The organism is Hymenobacter coccineus (assembly GCF_001816125.1).
GTDB classification, from domain to species: Bacteria; Bacteroidota; Bacteroidia; order Cytophagales; family Hymenobacteraceae; genus Hymenobacter; species Hymenobacter coccineus.
On record NZ_MDZA01000103.1, the window covers coordinates 1 to 8,155 of the forward strand.

The following is an 8,155-nucleotide window of genomic DNA, read 5'->3' on the forward strand; positions in this document are numbered from 1 at the left end:
GGGGCCCCCGCTGGGGTGCTGGGCGGCTCGCTGGTGGGCTGGGGCCCCGGGGGGCGAGCAGCAACTGGCGGCCCTCGACCTGGCCGTGTTTCTGTGGCTGCCGCCGGCCCTGCGCCTACACCGCCTGCGGCAGCGTGAACATGCCCGCTACGGCAACGTTATTACCACCGACCCGGCCCGCGCCGCCCAATCCGAAGCCTTCCTGGCCTGGGCCGCGGGTTACGACGACGGCTCCTGCGGCGGCAGCCGCACCCTGGCCAACCACACGGCCTGGCTCGGCCGCTTCGCCTGCCCGGTGCTGGCCCTGCGCGGCGACCTCACGGTGGCTGAGCGGCTGGCGGCCGTGTTGGCCGAAATGGCCCGCTTGGGCTTACACTGATTCAATCAATTTTCTCCTACCATGCTTGACCAAGTTCGCCAGTTCATCGAAACCCACCAGCTGTTTTCCATTGAGAATGACCCCATATTGGTGACCGTCAGCGGGGGCCTCGACTCGGTGGTGCTGCTGGATGTGCTGCACCGGCTGGGGGCCCAGGTGGCGGTGGCGCACTGCCACTTCGGCCTGCGCGGCGAGGACGCCGACGCCGACGAGCAGTTTGTGCGCAAGCTGGCCAAGCAGTACGACGCGCCCTACTTCGCCGAGTTTTTCCAGACCAAGGCCTTTGCCGAGCGCGAGGGCATCTCGACCCAGATGGCGGCGCGGCTGCTGCGCTACCAGTGGTTCGAGCAGGTGCGGGCGCGCGAAGGGCTGGCGGCCATTGCCACCGCCCACCACCAGCGCGACCAGGCCGAAACGATGATTTTGAACCTGACGCACGGCACCGGCTTGGCCGGCCTGCACGGCATCCAGGCCAAGCACGGGTCCGTGGTGCGGCCGCTGATGGGCCTGGGGCGCGACGACCTGCACGACTACCTGGTGGCCAACGGCTTGCGCTGGCGCGAGGACGACTCCAACGACAGCCCCGTGTACCAGCGCAACCTGCTACGCCACGAGGTGCTGCCAGTGCTGCGCGAAATCAACCCCGGCCTCGACCAGACCATGGCCGCCACCGCCGAGCGCGTGGGCGGGGCCGAAGAAATCGTGCGCCGCTACGTGGCCGATACTGCTGCCCAGGCCCGCCGCGACGCGCCCGAAGCCACGTATTTCAGCATCGCGCTGCTCCAAAACACGGCCGCCACGGCCCTGGTGCTGCACGAAATGCTGCGGCCCTTTGGCTTCTCATGGGTGGTGACGAAGGAAGTGGTGGCGGCCTTCGGGGCCCTGTCGGGCAAGCAGTTCGACTCGCCCACCCACCGCCTGGTGAAGGACCGCGACCAGCTCGTCATCACCCCGCGCCGGCTGGCGCAGTACGGCACCTTCCAGCTCGTCGAGGGCCAGGAAGATTTATTGGCCGATGGCATGCGCCTGCGCGCCACGGCCCACGAGGGCGCCGGCTACGCCATTCCACGCTCGCGCAGCACCGCCGCGCTCGACGTGGACAAGCTCAAATTCCCGCTCACGCTGCGCCGTTGGCAGGAAGGTGACTGGTTTATGCCGCTCGGAATGCAGGGCAAAAAGCACCTCAGCAATTTCCTCATCGACCAGAAAGTGCCGCTGAACCTGAAGGACGACGTGCGCGTGCTGGCCTCGGCCGACGGCAAAATTTGCTGGGTGGTGGGCCTGCGCGTGGACGACCGCTTCAAAGTGACCGAAGAAACGGCCCGCGTGCTGGCCGTGCAGCGCCTCTGAGCGCCAAGCTCATGGGCCGGCGGGGCTACTTGTTAGGGGCAGGCGAAAACCCGGCTTGCGTTTGCAGCGCCTCCAGGGCGCTGGCCAGGTACACCAGCGGGGCCTGCCAGTTGATGGCGATTTCGTTGGACGCGTAAGAACACACCTCGTCGTCGTAGGCCAGGTCGGCGAGGGCCGACGGGTACTGGCAGCCGTCCTGCCGGCCGGGGTTGGGCCCTCCCACGAGCAACCCGGGGATGGGCGCGCGCACGCCGTCGGCCTCCGACGGCCGGTGGTGCGGGTGCTGCGGCGGCCGGGCCCCGCAGCCCGTCACGTAGCAGTAGCCCGTGGCGTTGCGGCCGAGCAAATAATCCAGGTTGGTGAGGGCCAATTGCAGGTACTTGCGGTCGCCGCTGAGGCGGTACGCTTGCACCAGCGCCACGCCTTGGTTGGCGGCGTTGGCGTTGCTGCCCCAGTTGTAGTCGGCCGCCGACTTGCCCATCACGGTTTGGTAGGCGCGCGTTGCACTGCCCTGGGCCAAGTCGTCGGCCAGCGCGAGCAGCCGGCTTTTCAGCTGCGGCAGGTCTTTGCGGCCCAAGGCCGTCAGCTCGGGGCCGCACCGGGCCAGCGTGTAATAAGCCAGCGTTCGGACCTGGCTCCACGACGGCAAGGGCGTTTGCGCGTCCGGAAACAGGTTCACGGCTCGGTAATAGCTGTCCTGCTTGGTGGTGACGTACAGTTCCGCCGCCGCCCAAATGAACTCGTCGCTCACGCTTTTGTCGCCGTAGGCCCCGGTGCTGATGGCGGGCTGGAACTGCTTGTTCAGCGCGTCCTGCTCGTAAAACACGGCCGGATGGGCCCGGGCCCACGCCCAGGCGGTGGTCGAGGCCCGCAGGCACGAGTCGGCCAGGCCGGGCAGCTGCCGGTCAAATTTGCGCAGCACCCGGCTGGCCTGGGCCGTCACGGCCGCAAAATCCAGGGCCGCGGCGGTGCTTTTCTGCACCACGTAGCGCGGCGCCCGGGCGTCGGCGGGCATCACCATGCCGTCGAAACTGGCGTTGGTGAGTTTGTGGTACACGCCCCCATCCCCGGGGTCCTGCATCGCCAGGAGCCAGCGCAGGTTCCAAAGGGCCTCGTCGAGCAGGTCGGGCAATTCATTACCGCTCTCCGGAATGCCCGTGTTAAGTTCGGCGCAGTAGGCTGGAAAATCTTCGTAGAGCGAGAATAAGGTGCCCAGCGTAATGCCAGAGTTGACGACGTACTTGTTGTAATCGCCGGCGTCGTACCAGCCGCGGGGCGCCGCGATGACCGATCCGGCCGGCCGCTGGGCACTGGCGGCCGAGGGGTGCACCAGTACTTGGTTATCGGGGTGGCCCAGGGGCCGGCTCCAAATGCTCGCGTAGGCCGGCGGCAGCGGCATCGAAGCCCGTTGGTAATAAAAGCCTTTCAGGGCCGCCCGCGCCACGGCAGTGTGCACACCCGACCCGATTTGAAACGGGTGGGAATACCCCAGACCGGGAACCCATACCACGTAGGTTCCCGCGCCCTTAAAATCCGAGAAATCTGCCATCCGCGTTTGCTGCAACGACAGCGCAGCAGTCTGCTGGGGCCCTAATTCCCCCGTGAACACCGTGGTGGCCAAGTCCGGCGTGGTGAGGTAGAACTTGCCGGCCGCTGCTCCTACCACCACGGCCACCTTGGGCGCAGCGGGGTAAAAGCCGACTTGGTTGATCCGAATAGCCTCGGCCAGGTGCTGTGCGGATACCGGCTGCGCACATGCAAGGAACACACTGAGCCAGAAAGCGGCTTTGAACTTAATTACCATAAAACTCGCGCAATAATTTGGCAATCAAGCCTTTTTCTGTTTTGATTTCTTCGCCTGTGGGGCCCGCGGAGCTAATTGGCAGCTTGCCTTGAAAGCTAAGGTATACCCGTCGGCCGCCGCCTGGCCCGGCGACTTGCGAGAAATTCTGTTTCGCGGGGCCCCGCCCCTGTTTTGCCTGCCCGGCATTCGGGGCCTACTTTTACGGCCCAACCCCGTTTCCTCACCCAACCCGTTTTTTATGAAAGTTACCGTTGTCGGCGCCGGCACGTCGGCGCCACCTGCGCCGATGTGCTCGCCACCCGTGAAATTGCCAACGAAGTCGTGTTGGTTGACATCAAAGAAGGCATTGCTGAAGGCAAAGCCCTGGACATCTGGCAGAAAGCGCCGATCATCGGCTACGACTCGCGCACTGTGGGCGTCACTAACGACTACGCCCGCACCGCCGGCTCGGAGGTCGTGGTCATCACTTCGGGCCTGCCGCGCAAGCCCGGCATGAGCCGCGACGACCTGATTGCCACCAACGCCGGCATCGTGAAATCGGTGACGGAGCAGGTGGTGGCCCACTCGCCCAACGCCATTATCATCGTCGTCAGCAACCCGCTCGACGTGATGACTTACCAGGCCCACCTCACCGCCAAGCTGCCCCGCGAGAAGGTGTTCGGCATGGCCGGCATCCTCGACACGGCCCGCTACCGCGCCTTTTTGGCCGCCGAGCTGAACGTGAGCCCGAAAGACATTCAGGCGGTACTAATGGGCGGCCACGGCGACACCATGGTACCCCTTCCCCGCTACACCACCGTGGGCGGCATCCCGGTTACGGAGCTGATTTCCAAGGAGAAACTCGACGCCATCGTGCAGCGCACCGCCGTGGGCGGCGGCGAGCTGGTGAAGCTCATGGGCACTTCGGCCTGGTACGCGCCCGGCGCGGCCGCCGCCCAAATGGTGGAGGCCATCGTGCGCGACCAGCGCCGCGTGTTCCCGGTGTGCCTTGAACTGCAAGGTGAATACGGCATCAACGGCGTGTACCTGGGGGCCCCGGTCATCCTGGGCAAGAACGGTGTGGAGCGCGTAATCGAGCTCCAGCTCAACGACGAGGAAAAAGCCATGCTCGAAACCTCGCGCGGCCACGTGAAAGAGGTAATGGATGCGCTGGACAAAATGAGCCAGCCCGCCGCGTAGTTACCCCGCAGCTAGTGCACTAGAAAGCCCCGCCAGATGAATCTGGCGGGGCTTTCTAGTGCTCAAGTGGCCACGATAAGCGTCAATTGCTCAGCGTCCATCTCCAGGTAGAAGGTTGCGCAATCATCCAATTGCTTCAACTCTGCCAAATGCCGGCCTATTAGTTCCACTAACTCCTTGTCATGCAGTCAGTTACTAGTACGAATGTGAACTAGCTTGCGCGGGGTGCGCCGCAATAAGTAACTCGTGCGAAAATCTTCGTCCTTGGTGAAGACCACACAGCCGTGCAGGTCGGCGTACGCGCTTATTTCAGCGTCGGTGGTTTCAGATTTTTTCGGCATTGCATTGGCGTGCATTGCATCAACGCCTTGCGCAACCAAAAATTTGGTGAGTCGCACCGATAAATGCACGTCACAAATTACCTTCATCGGGGGCCCACCAGCAGTTCGCCCAGCGGCCGGCCACTGGCCAGTAAGCCCGCGTATTGCAGCACAGCCAAAATGTCTTCGCGCTCCAATTCGGGATGTTCATCCAAAATCTCTTCGTTGCTCATACCCGAAGCCAGCAGGTCCAGGAGTACCACCACTGGCCACCGCATCCCGCGCACGATGGGCTTGCCGTGGCAAATTTCCGGGTTGACGGTAATTCGGGATAATAGGTTCATGACTAATCTAACGGCATGATTTGATTAAACAACTTGAATACCATCGTATTGGCTATTGCTGGCTGGCGCGGAAGAGCTTCTGCTTCTCGTCTTTGGACAGGCTCGCGTAGCCGGAGCGGGAGATTTTTTCCAGGATGGAGTCCACCTCGTCGGGGTGGGGCTGGCCGGGGGCGGCGGCGGGACGGGCCCCACGGGCGGCGGTCGTCACGGGCTCGGGGCGGCGAGTGCTGACGCTCATGGTGGGCCGGCGGTTGAACAGGTTGCCCACCCAATCGCCGATGGCCTGGATGGGGCGGCCCATGTCGCGGCCGGCCTTGAGCTGCTTGATGAACACGAAGCCCAGCAGGGCCCCGCCAAGGTGGGTGATTTCACCGCCGGGGTTGCCGCCGTTGATACCAGCCAGCGAGATGAGTACCACGGCCACCGCTATCCATTTGATTTTAACGGGCCCCAGCAGAATCAGCATGAACGTGAAATCGGGCAGCAGCGTGGCCGCCGCCACGATGATGGCCGTAACCGAGGCCGAGGCCCCCACCACCGAAGCCCCCAGCCCTGGCCGAAACGCGGGCAGGAAATTGTAGCTCAGCAAAAACACCAAGCCCCCCGCCAGGGCCCCCAGCACGTACAGGCTCACCAGCCGGCGGTTGCCCAGGTACTCGCGAATAATTTGCCCGAACCAGTAGAGGTTCAGTAAATTGAACAAGATGTGGAAAAAGCCTTCGTGGGTGAAGGCGTAGGTGAGCACCGTCCAGGGGTGGCGGGCCAGCACGGGCAGCGACGAGGACATGGCAAACTGCCGCAGCACGGGCTCGTAGAAGCTGCCCGCGCCGCCGATGGTGAGGCCAGCGTGCAGCACGATGAGGGCCGCGAACACCAGCACGTTCAGCAGCAGCAGCTGGTTCAGGGCATTGTCGCGCCGGTCGAAGGCGGTGCGAATTTCTTGAAAAACACTCATAAAATCGCAGATTTTATAAATTGGGCCACGCCCCCGGCCCGGCGAATCCGGGAGCCGAATGGCTGGTTAAAGTTAATAGAACTCTTCACGGCCGCGCTCCCAATACTTCAGCACCAAGAAGCCGATGAGCAAGCCGCCGAGGTGCGCAAAGTGGGCCACGTTGTCGCCGGGCGTGCGGTGCACGCCGTTGTACAATTCATATATGGCGTACAAGAACACGAAATACTTGGCTTTGATTGGAAACGGAAAAAACAGCAACATCAGTTCGGTGTTTGGAAACAAGTAAGCAAACGCGAACAACACCCCGAACAGGGCCCCCGAAGCGCCGAGCATGGGCGAGGCCAGCACGGTTTGGTACAATTTCTGAGTTTCCTGCACTACCGTGGCCCGCAGCGTGGGGTCGTTAGGGCTGCGCACAAAAGCATCGGCCAGGGCCATTTCATCGGCCATGTAGGCACTGCCGCCGCTGGCGGTGCGCACCAGCTCGGCGAAGTCGCCACCGGTGGGGTTTTGCATAAGGTCGCGCCGCAGCTCAGTCAGGGGGCGCAGCTCGTAGGTGCGCACGCCCTCGTAGAGCAGACCGGAGCCAAAGCCGCAAATCAGCCAGAAGAACAGGAAGCGCGGGCCACCCCAGCGCTGCTCGAGCAGGGGCCCGAAAGAGATAAGGCCGAACATATTGCCGATCAGGTGGCCCCAGCCGGCGTGCAAAAACATGTACGTGAGGAACTGCCAGGGTTGAAAAAGGACCGAGCCCACCGGAAACAGGGCCCCGTACTGCACAACCTGCGGCAGCAAGTTGGTGCTGATAACTAGTAACAAGACATTCGCAATGAGCAAGTTGCGAACGGTGGGCGTGAGGTTGAACATGAACGTAAAAGTAGCGCCCGGGCGGGGCCGGGCGCGGGCGGGGTTTTAAGTAATGAGCTGTTAGCTATCAGCTGCTGGCTGTCAGCTTATGTTCTGACTATCAAATTTTTGGTAAAAACCGATGTGTATTCACTTTCGGCTGACTGTCTAAGAGCGGAAAAAATCGGCCAGCTGGGCGGCGTCGAGCAGCACCAGGGTTTTGCGGCCGTCGGGGGTGTAGCCGGGCACCTGGCAGGCAAACAGGCGGTCGGCCAGGGCGTTCAGCTCGGCGTCGGGCAGGCGGGGCGGCGGCCGGTGCTGCTGGCCACGCGCCGGGCCAGGGCCCGCGCCAGGGCCTCGTGACGGTCGAGGCGTAGGGGCCCCGCGGCGGTGCGAAACTGTTCGATCAGGCTTTCGAGCAGTTCTTTTTCGCCCTGGGCGGGCATGCCGGCGGGCACGGCCTCCACGGCAATGGTGTGGGGCCCAAACTCGACGAAGCGGAAGCCCAGCGTGTGCAGCGGCTCGGTGAGCTCCCGCAGCACCGCAAAATCGGCGGGCGAAAAGCTCACCGTGCGCGGAAACAGCAGCGTCTGCGAGGCCCCGTCGGCGCGCTCCAGGCCCTGCGCGTACTGCTCGTACAATATCCGCTCGCGGGCCGCTTCCTGGTCAATCAGCAGCACGCCCGACTTCACCGGCACCAGCACGTAGCGCTGCTGCACCTGCACGGCGCGGTGGCCGGGGCCCCCTTCGCGGTGGGGTAGGTTGGGGGTTGGTGCTTGGGGATTGGCTCTTGGGTCCTCCGGGAAGGCCAGCGGCAGGGCCCCCGGGGCCCCGGCGGGCGCGGCCGGCCCCGCAGCCCCGGCATCCTCGGCGGGCAAGTCGTCGGCGTCGCGCACGGGCTGGCCCAGCTCGCGGTAGAAGGCTTCGAGGTCGCGCTTGGCCTGTTCGGTGGGGCGCGCCGGGGCCTGGCGGGCGAAG

The 8,155-nt window shown here is 64.1% G+C and carries 7 protein-coding genes and 2 pseudogenes; 3 read left to right on the forward strand and 6 right to left on the reverse strand.

From position 1 onward, the window contains the following. Both BEN49_RS27715 and tilS read left to right on the forward strand, forming a co-directional pair. The coding region (locus BEN49_RS27715) for a P-loop NTPase family protein (protein WP_498366028.1) at positions 1-379 on the forward strand (379 nt) is incomplete at its 5' end. 21 nt (positions 380-400) lie between these two features. Continuing rightward, positions 401-1,729, forward strand: coding sequence for a tRNA lysidine(34) synthetase TilS (tilS, locus tag BEN49_RS07590; protein WP_070742446.1), 1,329 nt, complete (start codon positions 401-403; stop codon positions 1,727-1,729). 25 nt (positions 1,730-1,754) lie between these two features. Here the strand turns inward: tilS and BEN49_RS07595 are convergent, their stop codons facing one another. Beyond that, positions 1,755-3,497 (reverse strand): glycoside hydrolase family 9 protein, encoded by a 1,743-nt coding sequence (locus BEN49_RS07595; RefSeq protein WP_317040408.1) that lies wholly within the window; start codon positions 3,495-3,497, stop codon positions 1,755-1,757. 274 nt (positions 3,498-3,771) lie between these two features. On the opposite strand from BEN49_RS07595, the pseudogene mdh reads away from it, so the two are divergent. Further along, positions 3,772-4,712: pseudogene (mdh, locus tag BEN49_RS07600) on the forward strand (malate dehydrogenase). A 188-nt stretch (positions 4,713-4,900) separates the two neighbouring features. Here mdh and BEN49_RS25490 read toward each other — a convergent pair. The 5 genes and pseudogenes from BEN49_RS25490 to BEN49_RS07625 all read right to left on the reverse strand — a co-directional run. Next, positions 4,901-5,122, reverse strand: a complete 222-nt coding sequence (locus BEN49_RS25490) for a DUF5615 family PIN-like protein (RefSeq protein ID WP_125916617.1) — start codon at positions 5,120-5,122, stop codon at positions 4,901-4,903. A 14-nt stretch (positions 5,123-5,136) separates the two neighbouring features. Next, positions 5,137-5,376 carry a DUF433 domain-containing protein gene (locus tag BEN49_RS07610; protein WP_070742448.1) on the reverse strand — a complete coding sequence of 80 codons (240 nt, stop codon included), beginning with the start codon at positions 5,374-5,376 and terminating at the stop codon, positions 5,137-5,139. A gap of 52 nt (positions 5,377-5,428) precedes the next feature. Next, a complete protein-coding gene (locus tag BEN49_RS07615) occupies positions 5,429-6,331 on the reverse strand; it encodes a rhomboid family intramembrane serine protease (protein ID WP_070742449.1) in 903 nt (300 codons plus the stop codon). A 72-nt stretch (positions 6,332-6,403) separates the two neighbouring features. Then, on the reverse strand, positions 6,404-7,198 hold the full coding sequence (locus BEN49_RS07620; RefSeq protein ID WP_070742450.1) for a rhomboid family intramembrane serine protease: 795 nt from the start codon (positions 7,196-7,198) through the stop codon (positions 6,404-6,406). A gap of 260 nt (positions 7,199-7,458) precedes the next feature. After that, positions 7,459-8,155: pseudogene (locus BEN49_RS07625) on the reverse strand (DNA mismatch repair endonuclease MutL); the annotation flags it as partial.

Coding starts and splice junctions, on each gene's coding strand:
- BEN49_RS07610 (WP_070742448.1), bottom strand. CDS start 5,376: ATGAACCTATTATCCCGAATTACCGTCAACCCGGAAATTTGCCACGGC.
- BEN49_RS07615 (WP_070742449.1), bottom strand. CDS start 6,331: ATGAGTGTTTTTCAAGAAATTCGCACCGCCTTCGACCGGCGCGACAAT.
- BEN49_RS07620 (WP_070742450.1), bottom strand. CDS start 7,198: ATGTTCAACCTCACGCCCACCGTTCGCAACTTGCTCATTGCGAATGTC.
- tilS (WP_070742446.1), top strand. CDS start 401: ATGCTTGACCAAGTTCGCCAGTTCATCGAAACCCACCAGCTGTTTTCC.